The organism is Nocardia sp. Tas62D01 (assembly GCF_055232035.1).
The window spans coordinates 3,676,397-3,695,833 of record NZ_JBUYUZ010000001.1 but is presented as its reverse complement, the minus strand read 5'-3'; the positions used below and the strand labels follow the sequence as shown (position 1 = coordinate 3,695,833).

Here is a 19,437-nt window from a genome sequence, read left to right as displayed (position 1 = left end):
GTGTCGCGGAGGGCAATGCTTCGCGGAACGGTCGCGGCAGGGGTGGCGACAGCGGGGGCTTTGACGGCCGGTGCCCTGAGACCGGCGCCTGCCGTCGGTAGTCCGGGCGGCAGGCGGGTCGCGGTACTCGGTGGTGGCGTCGCGGGACTGACCGCGGCGCACGAACTCAGCGAGCGAGGTTTCGAGGTCACCGTCTATGAACGGCGCGCGCTCGGCGGTAAAGCGCGCAGCATCCCGGTGCCGGGCAGCGGATCGGGGGGACGGCCGGATCTGCCCGGCGAGCACGGCTTTCGCTTCTTTCCCGGCTTCTACCAACACATTCCGGACACGATGCGGCGGATCCCGTTCGGTAGCAACCCGAATGGCGTCTGGAACAACCTGATCGGCGTGCCCGAGGCGCGCTTCGCCAGGCAGGACGGCGACGACTTCCGCCTCCCGCTCGGACCGAAGGCGCGTATCGCGTTCACGCCGGAGATGTTCCGGGAGACGGTCGGCGCGGTCATCAGCACGGCGCTGAAAATATCCGCCGCCGAAGGCATGTACTTCACCGATCGTCTACTGGTCTTCAACAGCAGTTGCGACGCGCGCAGGCTGGGGCAGTGGGAATATATGTCGTGGCGCGATTACGTCGGCGGGCACGCGCGGTCCCACGAATTCCGTGCGCTGCTCTCGCGCACCCTGACCAGCATCATGGTCGCCGCCAAGGAGGACGTGGCCAGCGTCCGCACCATCGGGACCATGGGTGAGCAGTTCCTGGGCAATCCCTTCGAGATCGGCAATGACGGCGCGTTGGATCGGGTGCTGAACGGTCCGACCAATGCGGCGTGGATCGAGCCGTGGACGCAGCGGCTGCGGGATCTGGGTGTGCGGTTCGCGCTCGGCGCCGAGGTGCGCGCGCTCGACGTGCGGGACCAGCGGATCTCGGCGGCTCGGATCGTCGACGAGAACGGCGCCCAGCGCACCATCGACGCCGACTACTTCGTGGTGGCATTGTCCGCCGAGCAGGCCCGCAAACTATGGTCGCCCGATGTCCTTGCCGTGCGTCCGGAACTTGCCGCGATGGACCGGCTGTACGTCGACTGGATGAACGGCATCCAGTTCTATCTGCGCAGGCCCGCGGACATCTCGCGCGGCCACACCGCCTACATCGACGCGCCGTGGTCGCTCACCTCGATCACCCAGAATCAGCTCTGGACACGGAAACTCACTGAATTCGGCGACGGCACCGTGCAGGACTGCCTCTCGGTCGACATCTCCGACTGGAGCACCCCCGGCATGCTGTACGGCAAGCCCGCCAAGGAGTGCACACGCGAGGAGATCGCCCGCGAGGTGTGGGCGCAGATGACCGCGCACCTCGACGACCGCGGCACGGTGCTGCGCGACGACGATCTGCACTCCTGGTTCCTCGACCCCGGCATCACCTGGCAGTCTGATCAACAGCGCAACGCGAACGCCGATCCGCTGTTGATCAATACCGCCGGATCGTGGGAATACCGGCCGGAGTCACACGGCGCCCTCGAAAACCTGTTCCTGGCAGGTGATTACGTGCGCACCAACATCGACCTCGCCACCATGGAGGGCGCCAACGAATCCGCCCGCACCGCGGTGAACGCGCTGCTGGATGTCTCGGGCTCGAATGCCGAGCGCTGCCGGATGTTCACGCTGTATCGCGCGGCCGAGTTCGAGCCGCTGCGCCGGATCGATGCGGACCGCTACGCGGCGGGCCAGCCGAACCTCTTCGACGTCCAGATCTGAGTCCGGCGGGTGTGATCGATCTCCTCCCGCCGAAACGGAATTCGATAGCTCGGCACTGTTCGCCGGTGTTTCAATCGAATTATGCGCGAGACCACCAGCCCTGCCGAGACCACCAGCCCGGCCGAGATCACCAGCCCGGCCGAACTCCGACAACTGCTCGGCGAGGTCATGCCACGCGCCGCGAACAAGGAACGCACCACGCTGCACCCTCGGGACCGCGAATGGATCGCCAACTCACCGTTCGTCGTCATGAGCACCAGCGACGCCGACGGCAACTGCGACGCCTCCCCCAAGGGCGATCCGGCCGGTTTCGTGAAGGTGCTCGACGATCGCACGCTCGCCGTCCCCGAGCGCCCGGGCAACCGCCGGGCCGACGGCTACCTCAATATCCTCGCCAACCCCCATGTCGGCCTGATTTTCCTGATCCCCGGCCGCCGCGAGACGCTGCGCGTCAACGGCCGCGCCCGCCTGGTTCGTGACGCGCCCTACTTCGACGACATGCTGGTCCGCGGCCATCGCCCGATCCTCGCCGTCGAGGTCGATATCGAGCAGATCTTCCTGCACTGCGCCAAGGCCTTCATCCGTAGCCACCTGTGGGAACCGGAGCAGTGGCCGGTCGACACCCTGCCTAGCCATGCCTGCCTGGTCAAAGAGGTGCAGACCAATATCAGCGAGTCGGTCGAGGAACTCGAGCGTTACTACTCGCCGGCGAACTACAATGTGAAGCTCTACCGGGACTGAGACGCGACAGGCGTCACATTCGGTCGATGTGGGGCAATCGGGCGCTGCGCATAGACTCGCGGCGTGGCAGACATATCGGTGCGTGGGCGGGTCGCGCTGTGGGCGGCGGCTGCGGCGTCGTGGGCTTCGCAGAAAGCCGGACGTGGCAAGGGGTCGATGATCGGCGGGTTGATCGCGCTGAAGATCGATCCGACCGTCATGGAGCAGCTCGGGCGCGACAAGCGCACGGTGCTGGTGACCGGAACCAACGGCAAATCCACCACGACCAGGATGACCACCGCCGCGTTGGGCAGCCTCGGTGCGGTGGCCACGCAGGCCGACGGCGCCAATATGGACGCGGGTATCGTTGCCGCGCTGAGCACGCACCTGGGTGCGCCGCTGGCCGCGATCGAGGTGGACGAGCTGCATCTGCCGCATGTCACCGATGCGCTGAACCCGGCTGCCGTGGTGCTGCTGAACCTCACCCGCGATCAGCTCGATCGGGTCGGCGAGATCAATATGATCGAGCGCAAGTTGCGGGCCGGGCTTGCGCAACACCCCGGCACCGTGGTGATCGCCAATTGCGATGACGTGCTGGTGACCTCGATCGCCTATGACCATCCGAATGTGGTGTGGGTGGCCGCGGGCAGCGGCTGGGCGATGGATGCGACCAGCTGTCCGCGCAGCGGCGAGACGATCCTGTGGGAGGGCACGCACTGGCGGAGCACGGGCACGGATTTCCAACGCCCGGAACCGGATTGGTGGCTCGACGGCGAAAAGCTGTGCGGCCCAGACGGATTGCGACTGCCGCTGCGACTCGCCCTGCCGGGGCGGGCCAACCGAGGCAATGCCGCGCAGGCGGTCGCCGCGGCGGTCGCGCTCGGCGCGGACCCGGCGGCCGCGGCGACGGCGACAGGAACGGTGCAGGAGATCGCGGGCCGGTACCGAACCGTGCAGGTCGGCGAGCACACCGCGCGGTTGCTCCTTGCCAAGAATCCGGCGGGCTGGCAGGAGGCGCTTTCGATGATCGAGCCCACCGCGGCCGGGTTGGTGATCGCGGTGAACGGGCAGGTGCCCGACGGCGAGGATCTGTCCTGGCTGTGGGATGTGCGTTTCGAACACTTCGAGGGCGTGCAGGTGGTGGCCTCCGGCGAGCGCGCCACCGACCTCGCGGTGCGCCTCACCTACGCCGGAGTCGAACACACCACGGTGCCGGATCCCTTGCGCGCCATCGCTTCCTGCCCGGCGGGCCGGGTCGAGGTGCTGGCGAACTACACGGCGTTCCGTGATCTGAACCGCGATCTCGAGGGGCGGACGGCATGAGCGAATCAACGGTGCGGATCGGGCTGGTACTGCCCGATGTCATGGGCACCTACGGCGACGGGGGCAATGCGCTGGTGCTACGGCAGCGACTGCGCATGCGCGGCTACGACGCCGAGATCGTCGAAATCACCCTGTCCGACCCGGTTCCCGAGTCGCTGGACATCTACACCCTTGGCGGAGCGGAGGATTCAGCGCAGCGCCTGGCCACCCGCCACCTGCAGCGCTACCCCGGCCTGCAGCAGGCGGCGGCGAAAGGCGCACCGGTGCTGGCCATCTGCGCCGCAATCCAGGTGCTCGGCCACTGGTATGAGACCTCCTCGGGTGAACGCGTCGACGGCGTCGGCCTCATCGACGTCACCACCGCACCCCAGCAGCAGCGCGCCATCGGCGAGGTGACCACCACCCCGCTGCTGCCGGGCCTCACCGCACCGCTGACCGGTTTCGAAAACCACCGTGGTGGAACGACACTCGGCAGCGGCGCCACCGGTCTCGCACGCGTCACCCGTGGCGTCGGCAACGGCGTCGGCGACAATCTCGAGGGAGTAGTACAGGGCTCGACCCTCGGCACCTACATGCACGGCCCCGCCCTGGCCCGCAACCCCGAACTCGCCGACCTCCTACTCGCCCGCGCCCTCGACGTATCGGAACTGGCACCGCTGGATCTCCCCGAGGTCGACCAACTGCGCCGCGAACGCCTGCGCGCCTGAACTCCCGAACGGCCACTGCCCGCAATGAGGCATCCGCCCACATCTTTGCCGCACAGGCAGCCTGACCTCGCCGCCCGAGCAGCTAGATCGCACGCGGGGTAGTCGTTCAACCACGGCCAGCTCCATGATCAACCGACGCCTCGGCCTCGGCGAACGCGCGCAGGCCGTCGGCATCGTGGTCGTTGGCCCGGGTCCGCGTCAGGCGGCAGGATCCACACAATACCGGACCGCCGTTGCCGCGTGAGCGGGAAGCCTCAGGCCGCAGTTCGGACAGGTGAAATCACGCATCCGCTTACACCTCCAGAGGAGCGACTTCGACCGAGACGGTAATGGAGCTCTCCCTGGCATCGGTGTAGATGATGCCGCGCAGCGGCGGCACGTCGGCGTAGTCACGACCCCAGGCCACGGTGACATACCGCTCGTCGGCGAACTGGTCGTTGGTGGGGTCGAAGGCGATCCAGCGGCCGGTCCGGTCGTGGGTGGTATCACCGGGCACCCATACCGCCGACCAGGCGTGTGTGGCGTCGATGCCGACCATACGTTCCCGGCCCGGCGGCGGATCCGTTGCGAGATAACCCGATACGTATCGGGCGGCCAGACCGTGCGAGCGCAGGCAGGCGACACCGATGCGGGCGAAATCCTGGCAGACGCCGACGCGAGCGGCGAACACGTCGGCGACCTTGGTGGACACGGTGGTCGATCCCGACCTGTAGGTGAAGTCGGTATAGATGCGAGTGTTCAACTCCCGCACCGCTTCCAGTAGCGGCCTGCCCGGGGTCAGTGATTCTGCCGCGTAAGCCGTTACCTCGGGGGTGATCTCGGGCGGTTGCAGGTCCAGGGTGAACTCCACCGCCAGCGGTCCGGTGACGACGGTCGGGCGCGCGTTCTCCCATGGTTCGGCGGCCGGGCCCCGCGTGGCCCCGTCGGGAGGGTCCACCTCGACCGTGGATTCGCCGATGACCACCAGCGTCCGATGTTCGGACGTGACATGGAAATACGAGGTGGTGTTGCCATACACGTCGGTGCCGATCGAGCGGTCCGAGGGCACCGGATCGATGGTGATCTCATGCGAAAGCAGCCGCTGCCCTGGGAATTCGCGTGGTGTGAGATACGCGCGTCCGTACGAGCTGCTGACCTCGCCGGAGTACGAGTACGTGGTGCGATGCGCCACCCGATAGCGACGGACGCAACCGCTGCGGCCGATCATTCGACGACCCTGGTGCTGCCCCACATCGGCTGGGTACCCACCGGCAGCGCTAATCTGGTCGTCTCGAACGATTCGGACATCTTGCGCAGCCGCAAGTGCACACCCGCCAGTAGCTCAGCCAGTTCGGTACGCCGGCCACCGTCGTCGGTGACATCCAATTCATCCGGTAGCCTGCACACCCGGCTGTCGAGTCGGCCGAGACCGGTGGTGCCCGACTCGACGAAGTCGGCAGAGAGCTCCGACCACATGCGCCGCACCCGGCCGTCGGAGTCGACCAGCTCGTCGTAGTAGCCGTTCATCGGTCGGCCGCATTCGTCATAGGCCGCGGTGTCCGCACCCTCCGCGCGGTACCTCGCGAATTGTTCGGCGATCTGTTCGCGCACGACGAGTCGAGCGTCGCCCAGCAGCATTGTCTCCGCTCGGACCGTGTCCGCTTCGTCGCGCATTCTCACCGCGCCGACCTCACTTCCGCTGCCAGACGTTGCTCGAGCGCCGGGTGACGGCTGTCCGACCCTCCGCTTTACCGGTCGCTGACCAGTCCCCATACGGGCCCGGCGTAGGTCGAGGATGCCCGGCGCACCAATGTCGGTGGACTGTGCTGCCATCTTTGCACGTAACTCCCCCAGATCGACCCGAGCGGTGGTGGCAGCTCGCCGAGGGTGTGCCACGGTTCGATCGCGCCGCGGACGAGCGCCCAGCGCGACGCAGGGTGTGCGATTGCTGCAGAGCTGCCCGTACGGAATGTTCGCCACGGCGAACAGGCGTAACTGCGCCCGGCCCGCGTTCGCTGTCCCCGTACGCTGGCCGGGTGAACTACGACCACGTCTTGTTGCCGTCCGGTGCTGCTTCGACGCTCGCGGAAGTGGATGCCTACCTGTCCACGCAGCAGGGACTTGCCGAGACGGACGTGGTCGCGGCGATGGCGGCGGAGTTGAACAACCGCAATGCCGAGCTACCGGAGGACGACCACTTTCTCGGTACCGACTCCGTCGGCGGCGCGGCCACCGGCGCGGTGCTGCACGTGCCATGCCCGTACGACGCCATCGGATTCGTCCGCCGGCTGCTTTTCGCGATCGCGACGCCACTGAACTACGCGGTCTACGACCCGCAGCTCGCGTGGCTGATCGACCCGGCCGGGCGCGTGCCGGCCACCGTCACCCACGGCGGCGCGGGCGAATTCCCCTACCTCACGAAAGCTCTTGCGGATCAGTGGGTTTCCGAACTCGCTCCGCCGAACCCGTACCTGATCGTGCAGCGCGCCGACCAGGTCTACATCCAGACCTACCGCGGCGAATCAGGGGCGTTCACCGTCGAATACCGAGATGGCGCCCCCAACAAGCACTTCGGCACCACGGTCGACGACGCACCCACTGTCGCCGCGCTGATCTGGGAGTGGGCCACCGACGACCGCACCCGCATGCAGACCCTCCCCTGGACCCGCGTCGAGTTCTAGCCACCGAATCCGGTTCGTGGTCACTGGTTTTGGACGGCCAACCGGCCTGCCAGGGCGATGAAGGATGCCCCGAAGACGCGGCGCATCCAGGTAACCACGGCCGGGCGGGCGATGACCTGATTGCGCACCGCCGCCGCGCAGGCGCCGTAGACAGCGAACACGGCGAACGTGGCCAGCATGAAGATGCCGCTCAGTTCGAGCATGCGCGCCAGCGCATTCGGCGCACCGGTCGGCACGAACTGGGGCAGGAACGCGAAGAAGAAGATCGTCAGCTTCGGGTTGAGGATGTTGAGCAGCACTGCCGAGGTGATTACCTGCCGCGCCGAGGGCGTCTTGGGCTCTCCCGGTACCTCCTCCGGTACGGCGAGCGCGCCCTTGTCCCGGAAGGTATTCCACGCCATGTACAGCAGGTAGGCGACACCGAGATATTTCAGCGTCTGGAACGCGACAGCGCTCGCATTGAGCAGCGCGGCCAGGCCGGTGACCGCCGCGATCATGTGCGGAATGATGCCGAGCGTGCAGCCGAAGGCCGCGATCACGCTGGCCCTGGTGCCTCGGGATAGTCCGGCCGCCAGTGTGAACAGCACGCCGGTGCCGGGTGTGGCAACGATGACGAGCGTGGTCAGCAGAAACTCGATGCTCATCCCCGACACAGTAACCCGCATCCGGTGGACCGCAACCCCGATTTACCGCGCGCCGACCGACCGCACGGCCAAGGGTCACACCGTCCGCGACCCGGTCGACTACAGCGCGCGACGCCCCGACAACGCGCGGCCGAGGGTCAACTCGTCGGCGAATTCGAGATCGCCACCCATCGGCAACCCCGAGGCCAACCGCGTCACGCTCAGGCCAGGGAAGTCGCGCAGCATCCGCACCAGGTAGGTGGCCGTCGCCTCGCCCTCCGTATTCGGGTCGGTCGCGATGATCACCTCGGTGACATCGATACCGTCCTCCTGATTTCCGATGCGCGCCAACAGTTCCCGAATCCGCAGCTGGTCCGGGCCGACCCCGCTGAGCGGGTCGAGCGCGCCGCCCAGCACGTGGTAGCGGCCGCGGAACTCGCGGGTGCGCTCGATGGCCTGCACGTCCTTCGGCTCCTCGACCACGCAGATCATGGTGCGATCGCGGCGCGGATCGGCGCAGATGCGGCACATTTCGTTGTCGGCGACGGTGCCGCAGACCACGCAGAACTGCACGCCGTCGCGCACCTTCTGCAGTGCGGCCTGCAACCGGTCGATCTCCGGCGGCTCCACCTGCAGAAAGTGAAATGCGATGCGCTGCGCGCTCTTCGGACCGATACCGGGCAGCTTGCCCAGCTCATCGATCAGATCCTGGACCGGACCCTCATACAACGGTTAGGCCCTCGAATCAGAAGTCGGGGAGACCGGGCATGGAGCCGCCCCCGGCCAGCGGGCCGAGCCGATCGGAGGCGAGCCGCTGCGCATTGGCCATCGCATCGTTGACCGCGCCGATCACCAAGTCCTGCAACCCCTCCACGTCGTCGGGGTCGACAACCTTCGGGTCGATGGTCAGCGAAACCACCTCACCGGTCGCCTTGATCGTCACCTTGACCAGCCCACCGCCGACCTGACCCTCCACCTCGGACGCCGCGATCTCGGCCTGAGCCGCCATCACCGCCTGCTGCATCTGCTGCGCCTGGGCGAGTAATTGCTGCATGTCGAACTGACCACCGGGCTGCACGGCTTGCTCCTCTCTGCGGAAAGTGTCGCCGTCCAGCGTAGCCCCGGTTCCGCCGTTCCCAGGATCCGGCCGGTGCGATCGGCTTACCATCGAATGTGATCGGGACGGGTGCGACGAACTCTGGAGACAGATATGAGCACTAACCGAGTACTTTTGCTCAGCGCTGTAGCGCTTTCCCTGGGTTCTCCCAGCGCCTTCCTGGGGGTCGGCTCCCCCACAGCGTCGGCGGACTCCGGTGTCACGGAGGCCTCGGACCCTGATTTCACGGCGGTGGCGGACTACGGTGGCGGCTGCATCCTCTATCCGGACAACCCGGCCGCGACCATCGACTCGCTGCGGTTGCGCTGCGGGCCCGCCCAGCAGGATGCGATCTTTCGCGACTCCCCACGCGGCGACGTGCCGATGGGCGTCACGAACGGGTGGGTGATCGGTCCGCAGTACGCACAGGCGGCGGCCCTACCTTTCTGGATCGGCAAAACCTTCTACACCGGCCCCGACGGCGGCTACCTGATGAACAGAGTCACCGGCGCCGGTATCGAGGCATGGAAAGCCGACGTCTACACCGCGCCCGCCATCCTGGACCATCAGCCTGCGTGGGCGCTGAACTACGACCCCTCCCCGACCCCGCCGGTCTATGACGAGATCCGCGAGATCACGCCCAGCGTGTGGTTCGGCAACTCCTGGTGGCGTGGTTTCTTCCAAACGACGCTGCTCCTGACCTTCGCCCTCGCCTACCCCTAATAGATCGGCGAGATATGTTGCACCACAACACTATCCAGCGTCATGACACCAACCCGGCGACGATGCTGCCGAGCTTCGCCCTCGCATGACCGGGACCGCTTGACTCTCCCCTCACTGGAGGGTGTTCGCTGAGAGGCATGACAGCGACCGTCTCCATCGGGGAGTTCGCCAGGCTGACCTATTTCAGCGTGAAGACGCTCCGGTACTACCACGACATCGAACTGCTCGAGCCCGTCGCGGTGGACCCGGCGTCCGGGTACCGGCGGTACTCGACCGATCAGGTGGCGCAGGCCCATTTGATCCGGCGTTTACGCGAATTGGACATGCCGCTGCCCGAGATCAAGGCCGTGCTCGCCGCCCCCGACGCGGGCGCCAGGGACGCCGCGTTGCGGGCGCATCTGGCGCGGATGGAGGCGGAACTGCAGCGCACCAGGGATGTAGTGGCCTCGCTGCGGTCGCTGCTCGCACCGGCGGCGCCGATCACCGTCGAATACCGCTCGGTTCCCGCGTTCGGGGCCCTCGCGTTCATCGACACGGTCACCCGAGGGGGGATCGATGCGTGGTGCGCGTCGGCGTTCCCGCTGCTGGACCAGACACTGGCGGCAGCGGGTGTGGCGGCTGCCGGTATCCCTGGCGCCACCTACTCGATGGAGTTCTTCGCCGACGAGGCGGGCGAGGTGGTTGCGTTCGTCCCGATCCCCGCGGACGCCCGGATAGACCCGCCCGGGGCACTATCCGTCATCGAACTACCGGCGCGGCGCTTCGCGATCGCCGTGCACAGCGGGCCCTTCGACGACTTCGACCGCACCTACGGCGCGCTGGGCAGCTACGTCGCCGAAAACGACACGGCGCTGGCCGAACCCGTGCGGGAGCTATATGTGCTCGGCCCCGGCGATATCGACGACCCCAACGCTTACCGAACCGAAGTCTGCTGGCCCATCGGCCTGCTGCAGAAATAGGAGAAGCTCGATGCCACTCTCACTCGGACACGTCACCTTCGACTGCGACGACGCGGCCGCGCTCGCCGGGTTCTGGTCCGAATTGCTCGCTCGCCCTGTCGATCCGGACGCGAATGCCGATTTCGCCACTGTCGGAAACAGCGCGGGAATCAAGCCGGTGCTGATGTTCATCAAGGTGCCGGACAAGACGCCGGGCAAGAACGTGATCCATCTCGACTTCCACGCCGCCGATTACCGCGAACAGATCGACCGCGCGATCAGCCTGGGTGCCGAGCACATCGGCGACTTCGACGAGTACGGCGCGAAATGGGTGACGCTGGCCGACCCGGAGGGCAACCTCTTCGATATCGGCGCCGAGTAAACCGATCCACGACATCCGCACCCCGATCGCCTATCGGGGTGCGGTCGTTGGATCAGGCCAGTTCGCGCTGCAGGTTCCCCAGCACCTCGGCCTGAATCTTCTTCAGCCCCAACGGCGCGAAGATGCCCTCGAAGATGCCCGCGACGCCGCCGGCTCCCTTCCAGGACGTGCGCAGCGTGACCTGCGAACCGGAACCGTCGGGCGTCACCGTCCAGGTGTTCACCATCGTCGAGTTCGAATCACGCTCGGTCACCATGGAATCCGACACCGAGACCACCGCATGCACGTTGCGGGTGCGCTTCTCGGTGGCCTGCAGGGTCCATTCGGCCACGGTGCCCGCGCCCTTGCCGCCCTCGATGACCTTGTAGTCGTGGTAGTGCGAGGAGAGGATACGCGGCCGCACCGTCGCATAGTCCGCAATGGCCTCGAGTGCGCGCTGCGGATCCGCCGCGAGGGTGATCGAACTGCTGGCGCTGACCTGTCCCACAATGAGCTCCTTGTCCGGATGCGGTATCTCGACCACCCCCTATCCTGCCCTGTCCCCCGATTCCCCCGACAACCGGACGCCGCTGCGCTACTCTCGCGGACATCTGCCACGCTGATGCGACATCGCCCGGTATATGGTGGCCTGGCTCTACTATTCCCGTTGCAACATATGCGTGACATTTCTCCCTCGTCGGCGATTTCGCGGTGGCTGACCACAGTGGTGCGTACTAGCGTCGAGGAGTGGCAGTGAGTCTGTTGGGGAAGGCCGGACGGGCACCGGCCGCACACGAATCAGGGTTCGCCGCGCACCGAGCGGGCGTAGACAGGCTGTTGGCGAGTTATCGAGCCATACCCGACGACGCCAATGTGCGGCTGGCGAAGAAAACCTCCAATCTCTTCCGGGCCAGGGCCAAGAACACCGCGCCCGGCCTGGACGTTTCCGGGCTGGCCAAGGTCATATCGGTGGACGCCGCGGCGAAGACCGCGGACGTGGCCGGGATGACCACCTATGAGGAACTGGTCGCCGCCACGCTGCCGTACGGGCTCGCGCCGCTGGTGGTTCCGCAGCTCAAGACCATCACCCTCGGCGGCGCGGTCACCGGTCTCGGCATCGAGTCCACGTCGTTCCGCAACGGCCTGCCGCACGAGTCGGTGCTGGAGATGGACGTGCTGACCGGCGCGGGCGAGATCATCACCGCGACACCGGATGGCGAGCACGCCGACCTGTTCCGCGGCTTCCCCAACTCCTACGGCACGCTCGGTTACACCGTCCGGCTGAAGATCGAACTCGAGGCCGTTCAGCCCTACGTCGCGCTGCGGCACGTTCGCTTCCACGACCTGCGCGAGCTGGAATCGACTCTGGCGCAGATCGTCACCGAGCAGGTGTACGACGGCGAGCGCGTCGATTGCCTCGACGGCGTGGTGTTCACCGCGGACGAGAGTTATCTGACGTTGGGCCGCCAGACCGACGAGCCGGGCCCGGTCAGCGATTACACCGACATGGACATCTACTACCGGTCCATCCAGCACGACGCCGCGCAATCCAAGCGCGACCGGCTGACCATCCACGACTACCTGTGGCGCTGGGACACCGACTGGTTCTGGTGCTCACGTGCCTTCGGCGCACAGCACCCGAAGTACCGCCGGTTCTGGCCGAAGCGCTACCGCCGCAGCAGCTTCTACTGGAAACTCATCGCGCTCGACCACCGCTACCACGTCAGCGACCGGCTGGAGGCCCGTCAGGGCAACCCGCCGCGCGAGCGCGTGGTGCAGGACATCGAAGTGCCGGTCGAGCGCACCGCCGACTTCGTCGAATGGTTCCTGCGCGAGATCCCGATCGAGCCGATTTGGCTGTGCCCGCTGCGGCTGCGTGATACCGGCGGCGAATCGGGTACCGCGGTATCGACGACGTCAGAACGCGCTTGGCCGCTGTACCCGCTCGAGCCGAACCGGACCTACGTGAACGTCGGATTCTGGTCGGCCGTCCCGACCGTCGCCGGCCGGCCCCAGGGCGCCGCCAACCGCGCTATCGAGCAAACGGTGACCAAATTCGACGGACATAAGTCCCTGTACTCGGATTCGTACTACGGCAAAGATGAATTCGCGGCCCTCTACGGCGGCGAGACCTACACCGAATTGAAGAAGCGCTACGACCCGGACCAGCGACTGCTGGATTTGTATTCGAAGGCGGTGCAACGCAAATGACTACATTCAAGGACCGTTCCGATGTCTTCGCCGATCTCGGAACCAAGCTCAGCATTGCCGAGATCTTCGAGACGCTGATCGACGGCGAAGTCCCGATCCGATTCACCGCCTACGACGGCAGTGCGACCGGACCCGAGGACTCGGAGTTCGCTCTCGATGTGAACTCGCAGCGCGGCATCAACTACCTGGCGACCGCCCCCGGCGACCTCGGTATGGCCCGCGCATACATCTCCGGCGATATGACCGCCACCGGCGTGCATCCCGGTGACCCGTACAGGATCCTCGAGGTGATCGACGGGCTGAAGTTCCGTCGCCCCTCGGCGCTGGCCCTGGTGACCATCGCCCGCTCGCTCGGTTGGGAGCGGCTGCGTCCGATCGCGCCGCCGCCGCAGGAGACCGTGCCGCGCTGGCGTCGAATCGCGCTGGAGGGCCTGCGGCACTCCAAGACGCGCGACGCCGAGGCCATCCACCACCACTACGACGTCTCGAATACATTCTACGAGTACGTCCTCGGCCCCTCCATGACCTACACCTGTGCGGTCTACGAGGACGAGAAATGGACCCTGGAGCAGGCGCAGGAGAACAAGTACCGCCTGGTCTTCGACAAGCTTCGGCTGAAGGCAGGCGACCGGCTGCTCGACATCGGCTGCGGCTGGGGCGGCATGGTGCGCTACGCGTCCAAGCGCGGCGTCAAGGTCATCGGCGCCACCCTCTCGGCCGAGCAGACGGCGTGGGCGCACAAGAAGATCGCCGAGGAAGGGCTATCCGACCTGGCCGAGGTGCGTCACTCCGACTACCGCGACCTCCCCGAGGTCGGCTTCGACGCCGTGTCCTCGATCGGGCTGACCGAACACATCGGCGTGCACAACTACCCGTATTACTTCGACTACATCAAGAGCAAGCTGCGCGACGGCGGCCTGTTCCTCAACCACTGCATCACCCGCCCGGACAACCTGCGCACTACCAAGGCCGGTGACTTCATCGACCGCTACGTGTTCCCGGACGGCGAGCTGATCGGTTCCGGCCGGATCATCTCCGAAATCCAGAACATCGGGCTCGAAGTGATGCACGAGGAGAACCTCCGCGAGCATTACGCGCTGACCCTGCACGAATGGTGCAAGAACCTGGTCGCCAACTGGGACGCGTGCGTCGCCGAGGTCGGCGAGGGCACCGCGAAGGTGTGGGGCCTGTACATGGCGGGTTGCCGACTCGGCTTCCAGCGTAACGTGGTTCAGCTGCACCAGGTGCTCGGCGTGAAGCTGGGCCCGAACGGTGAATCCGGGCTCCCGCTGCGTCCCTGGTGGACGGCGTAATCGAGTAGTTCCGCTGCCCGCTCAGTCCAGGAGTTCATCCAGGAACAGGGCGGGCAGCGTCGTGTCCGCGAGTTGTTCTGGTCCCGAACGCATTTCGGAGCGCAGCACGCGCAGGATGGCGAGCACTCCGGGTCCGGCGTCCAGTAGGGGACGGGTCCAGCCGAGTTCGGCACAGGTGACGGCCGCGGGCAGCAACAGCCCGGTGGCTTCGCCGACCCAGCCGGAGGCGGCCAGACATTCGGCGAGCAGCAGTCCGGTATCCAATTCGGCACGGGGACGGTTCTGTTCGACCATTCGACCGTGCAGCGCGCGGGCCCGGCGCACCGCCCGGTCGTCGGAGCGGAGCTGGCGTTCGGCGAGCACGCCCCGGATCGCGGCGATCTCTTCCGCCTCCGCCGCCAGCGCGATCGCCCCCGTCATCCGATGTGAATGGTGGATGGCACCGGAGCTGTCCGAGTCGTAGCCGCTCACGAAGTCGGCGACCCGGCGTGCCGCGGTATCCATCGGCAGTCCCAGCCGCAACCGCTCGGCACGGATGTGTGCGGCCAGGCGAATCAGCTTGTTGTCGGCGGCGATTCGGGCGCCTTCGTCGAGCCGGGCGGTGGCCGTATAGAAGTCGCCGCGCACCGCCTTGACCCGGGCGCCGATGACGAAGGTCGAGATCAGGAAATCGACCGGCCCCAGCCTGGTGACCAGCTGGTGGCTCTCGTCGAGCAGCCGATCGGCCGTATCCAGATCGCCGCAGCGGTAATTCACCTCACCGAGCAGCGCCGCGGCCACCCGCACCGCATGTGAGCGCGGACCGGACCGCACGCTCGCGGTCTCGTACGCCTCTTGGAAACACGCCGTCGCAGTGGCAATGTCGAGCTGTTCGTAGGCGGCGGCGCCCTGCACGCAGAGTCCGAAGACGGCGCCGAGCGGATCTTTGGAACGTTCGTGATACTCCGCGGCCCAGTCCTGGATCTCGCGGGCACCGTCGAAATCGAACTCGCACAGACGCACGAACGAAGTCAGGTTCGCGGCGGTCGACACGGTCCAGGCGGGCAATTCGTCGGTCCGTTCCAGACAGTCCGCCACTTGATCGAGCACGCCTTCGGTATGATCCCTCGCGATGGCATCCGAGGCGGCGAGCACCGCGGCCTCACAGCGCTGCCGGATGACATCGGCGTCGGTGGCCGAGCCGCGGGCCAGTGCATTCGACAACCGCCCGAGCGCGGACCGGGCCGCCCCGGACTGTTGCAGGTTGACATTCGCGCGAGCCACCGCCATCAACAGCTCGGACCGCGAAGCGACCTGCTGCATAGGCAGTTTCGACACTGTGCCCAGCAGCGTGGCCAGGCGGGACTTGTCGATCAGGTCCATGCCGCCGCCCTCGACCAGGTCCAACGCCATCGTCAGATCCGTCGCCGCCAATGCGTGATCGACCGACTTACGCAACAGCTGATTCTCGGCATACCAGCGGGATGCCTTGCGGTGCAACGACTTCAGCCGTTCAGGGTTGGCGCGTTCCAGCCGAGCCCGCAAATGTTCGGCGAACAGCGGCTGCATCCGGAACCACTCCGGATCGTGAGCGATGCGCTGCAGGAACAACTCTCGTTGATCGGCCTGCTCCAGCAGGTGCTCACTGTCGGGATCCCCCGACAGCGCCGATGCCAGCGACCCGCTCACCCGCTCGGTCACCGAGATCGACATCAGGAAATCGAGCATCTTGGGTTCGAGGGTGTCGAGCACGTTTTCCGCGAGGTACTCCCGGATACCGTGATTGCCCTCGGACAGATTCGCGATCAAGCTGTCCGGATCGGCGTTTCCGCGCAACGAGAGACTCACCAACTGGATGGCGGCGGGCCAGCCGTCGGTGGCCGTGTAGATCTGCTCCACCTGCTCGTCGGTGAGCGCGAAACCATTGCGCTCCACCAGAATCTGCCTGGTCTCCGCGGCCATCAGCCGCAATGCGGACGACCCGATCTCGATCAGTTCGTCATGCACCCGCATCCGGCTGGTCGGCAGGCCGGACTGTTCCCGGCTGGTCACCACGAAGCGCAAATGGTGACATCCGTTGTCCAGCAACGCTTCCATCGCCTGATGCGCGCCCGGGTCGGTGACCCGATGCCAGTCGTCGATGATCACCACGATGGTGGAACCCCCCGCGTGGATCTCATCGATGAGGGTGGCGATGACGAACGCGACGGCGTCGGCGGGCCGCTCCTCCAGCACCTGGTCGAGTCCCTCGCCGATGTCGGGGCGGACCCGGCGGATGGCCTCGATGAGGTGGGCGAGGAACCAGATCTCGTTGTCGTCGTCGCGGGCCACGCCGATCCAGGCGACCGCGACACCGCCCTCGGTCAGCTCGGCGCGCCACTGCGCGGCCACCGTGCTCTTACCGAACCCAGCCGGCGCATGGATCACCGCGAGCCTGCGTCGACCACCCGCCCGCAGCGTGTCCAGCAGCCGGGGACGCGGGATCGGATCCCGGGCCGGGGTCGGCGGCCGGAACTTTGTGGCCGCCGTCGGCGGCAGCATCGCCACCGTCGGTTCGGTCCCCGCGGGGTACTGCGACACTGCGGGCCGCAGCGTCAGCGGCCAGTTGCGGCGTGCGGTCACCGCGGGCTGCTGGGCAGTCGACGCGGCGCTGCCGTTGACCGCGGCATCGGGTTCCACCGCGGTATCCAGCAACGCCATCTCATCGGGCACTTGGCCGTGCTCGCGCTGCACCCCGCGCAGCAATTCGCCGAACTCGTAGGCCGAGGCCGGGCGCTCGAGCGGGTCGGTGGACATGGCCTGCTCGATCACATCGGCCACGTCGGCCGGGATATCCTGGTCGCGCAGGTCCGGCACCGGCAGCGTGGTGATCCGCAGGAATTGCGCGATCACCTTCTCCCCCGCCTGCCTCTCGAAGGCTGCGTGTCCGGTGAGCAGCGCGAACAGCGTGGCGCCGAGCCCGTACACATCCGAGCGGATGGACGGCTGCGCACCCTTGAGCACCTCGGGCGCGGTGAACGCGGGCGAACCGGTGATCAAGCTGCTCGAGGTCTGGAATCCGCCCGGAATCCTCGCGATCCCGAAGTCGGTCAGCTGCGGCTCGCCGTAGCCGCTGAGCAGTACGTTCGCCGGTTTCACGTCCCGGTGCAGAATCTGGGCGCGATGTGCGCTCTCGATCGCGCCCGCCAGCTTCACCCCGGCGCGCAGCGAATCCGACCAGGTGAGCGGGCCTCGATCGCGGATGAGCTGCTCCAGCGAACCGCGGGTCCAGTAGGGCATCACGATGACCGGCAGCCCGCTGGCGGTGACATCGACCTGCAGGATGTCGACGATGTTCGGATGGCCGGACAACCGGCCCATGGCCTGCTCCTCGCGCAGGAACCGTTCGCGGCTCTCCACGTCGATGTCCGAGGACAGCACCTTCACCGCGACCACGCGATCCAACGTCTGCTGGATGCAGCGGTAGACCACCCCGAAGCCACCCCGACCGATCTCGACCGCACCGGACAGGCCCATCGCCTCCAGTTCGTCGGCGATCCCAATGGGCGCATGTCGCTGCGTGTCCGATTCGGCCGGTGTCGATTCGGGGCTCACTCTGCCCGAACGCATCTGTGGATTCATGTGATCACCTCGAACTCACATCGAATCGGCGTCACCGGCGTTCAAAGGAACACGCTGACTTCGAACATCGTGGCTGCATCTGATGTCCGATCGATATGCCTACGCATACTCCAACGTAGCGCGGGATTACACCCAGCGGGTGGCTTTCACAACAGCGTGGTTTCGGCCCCGTCACCCCTATCGGACGGCCAGCGCGATGATCTGGGTGATCTGGTTCGCGGCAAAGTTGTTGTCGCTGACCAGGACCAGGGTGCGCTCGCCCGAGGGCAGGCGTGGACCCCAGGTCATCCCCTCCACATTGTCGACATCGGTCAGTCCGACGTCGGCAAGATCGACCAGCAGGCGCTTGGTGACCGGGCGGGCGTTGCCCAGCGGTGCGTCCAGCACGTTGGTGGCGGCGCTGGTATCGGCCTCATAGATCCGGATCTTGTTGCCGACGCCGAGCACATAGGACCGCTCCAACACAAGGATTTTCGTCGGGTCGAGCGGGTCGGCGGCCAGTATCGACGCGACACCGTTCATGCCCTGGCCGGGATCGGGCCGGGATTCGGCGAACACCGGCTCTTGGGGATACGCGTACTGGGCGAGCAGCGGACCGAAGCGGGCCTGCACCGTGATCCGCGACATGGCGCCCGACGCTGTGGTCGCGACCGGGCCGTCCTGCAACAGCGGCGCCTCCACAGACGTCACGAACAGCGAACCACCGGCGGCGAAGGTTGCGCCTTCCAATGCCAAGTTCTGCCGCGGACCCGTCGTGGGCAGCGTTCGCTCATTGTTCGGGATCGGCAACTCACCCGCGAAACTGCCGTCGGGGCGCGCGACCCGCACCGAGGTATCGGCGAGCACCGTGTCGGTGCGGTCGCCCTCCTGGGTCCAGTAGAAGTCACCGGTCCACGGGTCGACCCGAATCTCCTCGGGATCCAACGATTTCGGCGCGTATACGGCGCCATCCCTGGTCAATAGCGGCCGCGTTCCGGTGAAGGTCACGGGGCCGACGCCGCTCGCGTCGACACCGAAGCGGGCGGTGTAGAAGCGTGCCGGATTGCGCTCCGAGCGATCGTCGCTGATCAGCACGTATTCGCCGGTACGCGGCTGATAGTCGATACCGGACAGGCCGCCGACGGTGGTGCCGTGGAAGTCCAGATCGTGCGGGACGATCTGCTCGCCGAGCAGGCGGACCGGGGATCCGGATTCAGCGACCGGCGCAGGGGCCGCGGTCGCGGACGGCGCGATAGCTAACGCGACGGTGACGGTGACGGTCGCGGCGAACAGGGTTTGCATACGTCTGGCCACGATCGGCAACGGTATCCATAGTGCCGAGCGCACAGGTTAACGGCATCCGAAATCCGGTCGCCCGGTACGGCCGAAGCCCGCCACCGCGAAAAGCGATGGCGGGCTTCGTCGTTG

Annotated in this window: 18 protein-coding genes; 10 read left to right on the top strand and 8 right to left on the bottom strand. The window is 66.7% G+C overall.

Annotated features, from left to right (window positions below):
• Positions 1–15: 15 nt before the first annotated feature.
• The 4 genes from ACV7NQ_RS17890 (at position 16) to ACV7NQ_RS17875 (ending at position 4,505) form a co-directional block, all read left to right on the top strand.
• Positions 16–1,755, top strand: a complete 1,740-nt coding sequence (locus ACV7NQ_RS17890; protein WP_463365714.1) for a hydroxysqualene dehydroxylase — start codon at positions 16–18, stop codon at positions 1,753–1,755.
• 81 nt (positions 1,756–1,836) lie between these two features.
• Positions 1,837–2,496: a pyridoxamine 5'-phosphate oxidase family protein gene (locus ACV7NQ_RS17885; protein ID WP_463360719.1), complete on the top strand. Its 660-nt coding sequence runs from the start codon at positions 1,837–1,839 to the stop codon at positions 2,494–2,496.
• Between the two features lie 63 nt (positions 2,497–2,559).
• Positions 2,560–3,798, top strand: a complete 1,239-nt coding sequence (locus tag ACV7NQ_RS17880; protein ID WP_463360718.1) for a MurT ligase domain-containing protein — start codon at positions 2,560–2,562, stop codon at positions 3,796–3,798.
• Positions 3,795–4,505: a type 1 glutamine amidotransferase gene (locus ACV7NQ_RS17875; protein WP_463360717.1), complete on the top strand. Its 711-nt coding sequence runs from the start codon at positions 3,795–3,797 to the stop codon at positions 4,503–4,505. Before ACV7NQ_RS17880 ends, ACV7NQ_RS17875 begins: the two co-directional genes overlap by 4 nt.
• Positions 4,506–4,797: 292 nt before the next feature.
• On the opposite strand, the gene ACV7NQ_RS17870 is transcribed toward ACV7NQ_RS17875, so the two are convergent.
• Together ACV7NQ_RS17870 and ACV7NQ_RS17865 are read right to left on the bottom strand one after the other, a co-directional pair.
• Positions 4,798–5,712 carry a transglutaminase family protein gene (locus ACV7NQ_RS17870; protein WP_463360716.1) on the bottom strand — a complete coding sequence of 305 codons (915 nt, stop codon included), beginning with the start codon at positions 5,710–5,712 and terminating at the stop codon, positions 4,798–4,800.
• Positions 5,709–6,164: a hypothetical protein gene (locus ACV7NQ_RS17865; RefSeq protein ID WP_463360715.1), complete on the bottom strand. Its 456-nt coding sequence runs from the start codon at positions 6,162–6,164 to the stop codon at positions 5,709–5,711. Before ACV7NQ_RS17865 ends, ACV7NQ_RS17870 begins: the two co-directional genes overlap by 4 nt.
• A 356-nt stretch (positions 6,165–6,520) precedes the next feature.
• Here ACV7NQ_RS17865 and ACV7NQ_RS17860 point away from each other — a divergent pair, with 356 nt between their 5' ends.
• Positions 6,521–7,165, top strand: a complete 645-nt coding sequence (locus tag ACV7NQ_RS17860; protein WP_463360714.1) for a hypothetical protein — start codon at positions 6,521–6,523, stop codon at positions 7,163–7,165.
• Between the two features lie 20 nt (positions 7,166–7,185).
• Here the strand turns inward: ACV7NQ_RS17860 and ACV7NQ_RS17855 are convergent, their stop codons facing one another.
• The 3 genes from ACV7NQ_RS17855 to ACV7NQ_RS17845 form a co-directional block, all read right to left on the bottom strand.
• The gene (locus tag ACV7NQ_RS17855) at positions 7,186–7,809 is read right to left on the bottom strand and encodes a LysE family translocator (RefSeq protein ID WP_463360713.1); all 624 of its coding nucleotides are present in this window, start codon (positions 7,807–7,809) and stop codon (positions 7,186–7,188) included.
• 99 nt (positions 7,810–7,908) lie between these two features.
• Positions 7,909–8,517 (bottom strand): recombination mediator RecR, encoded by a 609-nt coding sequence (recR, locus tag ACV7NQ_RS17850; RefSeq protein ID WP_463360712.1) that lies wholly within the window; start codon positions 8,515–8,517, stop codon positions 7,909–7,911.
• Positions 8,518–8,533: 16 nt separating this feature from the next.
• A complete protein-coding gene (locus ACV7NQ_RS17845; RefSeq protein WP_463360711.1) occupies positions 8,534–8,866 on the bottom strand; it encodes a YbaB/EbfC family nucleoid-associated protein in 333 nt (110 codons plus the stop codon).
• Positions 8,867–8,998: 132 nt separating this feature from the next.
• Here ACV7NQ_RS17845 and ACV7NQ_RS17840 point away from each other — a divergent pair, with 132 nt between their 5' ends.
• From ACV7NQ_RS17840 to ACV7NQ_RS17830, 3 genes are all read left to right on the top strand, one after another.
• The gene (locus ACV7NQ_RS17840; protein WP_463360710.1) at positions 8,999–9,607 is read left to right on the top strand and encodes a hypothetical protein; all 609 of its coding nucleotides are present in this window, start codon (positions 8,999–9,001) and stop codon (positions 9,605–9,607) included.
• A 137-nt stretch (positions 9,608–9,744) separates the two neighbouring features.
• Positions 9,745–10,566, top strand: coding sequence for a MerR family transcriptional regulator (locus tag ACV7NQ_RS17835; protein WP_463360709.1), 822 nt, complete (start codon positions 9,745–9,747; stop codon positions 10,564–10,566).
• Between the two features lie 10 nt (positions 10,567–10,576).
• Positions 10,577–10,927: a VOC family protein gene (locus ACV7NQ_RS17830; RefSeq protein ID WP_463360708.1), complete on the top strand. Its 351-nt coding sequence runs from the start codon at positions 10,577–10,579 to the stop codon at positions 10,925–10,927.
• Positions 10,928–10,979: 52 nt separating this feature from the next.
• On the opposite strand, the gene ACV7NQ_RS17825 is transcribed toward ACV7NQ_RS17830, so the two are convergent.
• The gene (locus ACV7NQ_RS17825; protein ID WP_463365713.1) at positions 10,980–11,414 is read right to left on the bottom strand and encodes an SRPBCC family protein; all 435 of its coding nucleotides are present in this window, start codon (positions 11,412–11,414) and stop codon (positions 10,980–10,982) included.
• A gap of 245 nt (positions 11,415–11,659) precedes the next feature.
• Here ACV7NQ_RS17825 and ACV7NQ_RS17820 point away from each other — a divergent pair, with 245 nt between their 5' ends.
• Both ACV7NQ_RS17820 and ACV7NQ_RS17815 read left to right on the top strand, forming a co-directional pair.
• Positions 11,660–13,117 carry an FAD-binding oxidoreductase gene (locus tag ACV7NQ_RS17820; RefSeq protein WP_463360707.1) on the top strand — a complete coding sequence of 486 codons (1,458 nt, stop codon included), beginning with the start codon at positions 11,660–11,662 and terminating at the stop codon, positions 13,115–13,117.
• On the top strand, positions 13,114–14,430 hold the full coding sequence (locus ACV7NQ_RS17815; protein ID WP_463360706.1) for a class I SAM-dependent methyltransferase: 1,317 nt from the start codon (positions 13,114–13,116) through the stop codon (positions 14,428–14,430). The genes ACV7NQ_RS17820 and ACV7NQ_RS17815 overlap by 4 nt, the downstream gene beginning before the upstream one ends.
• A gap of 21 nt (positions 14,431–14,451) precedes the next feature.
• Here ACV7NQ_RS17815 and ACV7NQ_RS17810 read toward each other — a convergent pair whose 3' ends face one another.
• Both ACV7NQ_RS17810 and ACV7NQ_RS17805 read right to left on the bottom strand, forming a co-directional pair.
• The gene (locus ACV7NQ_RS17810; protein WP_463360705.1) at positions 14,452–18,030 is read right to left on the bottom strand and encodes a protein kinase domain-containing protein; all 3,579 of its coding nucleotides are present in this window, start codon (positions 18,028–18,030) and stop codon (positions 14,452–14,454) included.
• 177 nt (positions 18,031–18,207) lie between these two features.
• Positions 18,208–19,323 (bottom strand): esterase-like activity of phytase family protein, encoded by a 1,116-nt coding sequence (locus ACV7NQ_RS17805; RefSeq protein WP_463360704.1) that lies wholly within the window; start codon positions 19,321–19,323, stop codon positions 18,208–18,210.
• Between the last annotated feature and the right edge of the window lie 114 nt (positions 19,324–19,437).

Excerpts from the sequence above, each read along its gene's own strand:
- ACV7NQ_RS17875 (WP_463360717.1), top strand. The coding sequence starts at position 3,795 with ATGAGCGAATCAACGGTGCGGATCGGGCTGGTACTGCCCGATGTCATG.
- ACV7NQ_RS17890 (WP_463365714.1), top strand. The coding sequence starts at position 16 with ATGCTTCGCGGAACGGTCGCGGCAGGGGTGGCGACAGCGGGGGCTTTG.
- ACV7NQ_RS17835 (WP_463360709.1), top strand. The coding sequence starts at position 9,745 with ATGACAGCGACCGTCTCCATCGGGGAGTTCGCCAGGCTGACCTATTTC.
- ACV7NQ_RS17810 (WP_463360705.1), bottom strand. The coding sequence starts at position 18,030 with ATGAATCCACAGATGCGTTCGGGCAGAGTGAGCCCCGAATCGACACCG.
- ACV7NQ_RS17870 (WP_463360716.1), bottom strand. The coding sequence starts at position 5,712 with ATGATCGGCCGCAGCGGTTGCGTCCGTCGCTATCGGGTGGCGCATCGC.
- ACV7NQ_RS17885 (WP_463360719.1), top strand. The coding sequence starts at position 1,837 with ATGCGCGAGACCACCAGCCCTGCCGAGACCACCAGCCCGGCCGAGATC.
- ACV7NQ_RS17830 (WP_463360708.1), top strand. The coding sequence starts at position 10,577 with ATGCCACTCTCACTCGGACACGTCACCTTCGACTGCGACGACGCGGCC.
- ACV7NQ_RS17855 (WP_463360713.1), bottom strand. The coding sequence starts at position 7,809 with ATGAGCATCGAGTTTCTGCTGACCACGCTCGTCATCGTTGCCACACCC.
- ACV7NQ_RS17815 (WP_463360706.1), top strand. The coding sequence starts at position 13,114 with ATGACTACATTCAAGGACCGTTCCGATGTCTTCGCCGATCTCGGAACC.
- ACV7NQ_RS17840 (WP_463360710.1), top strand. The coding sequence starts at position 8,999 with ATGAGCACTAACCGAGTACTTTTGCTCAGCGCTGTAGCGCTTTCCCTG.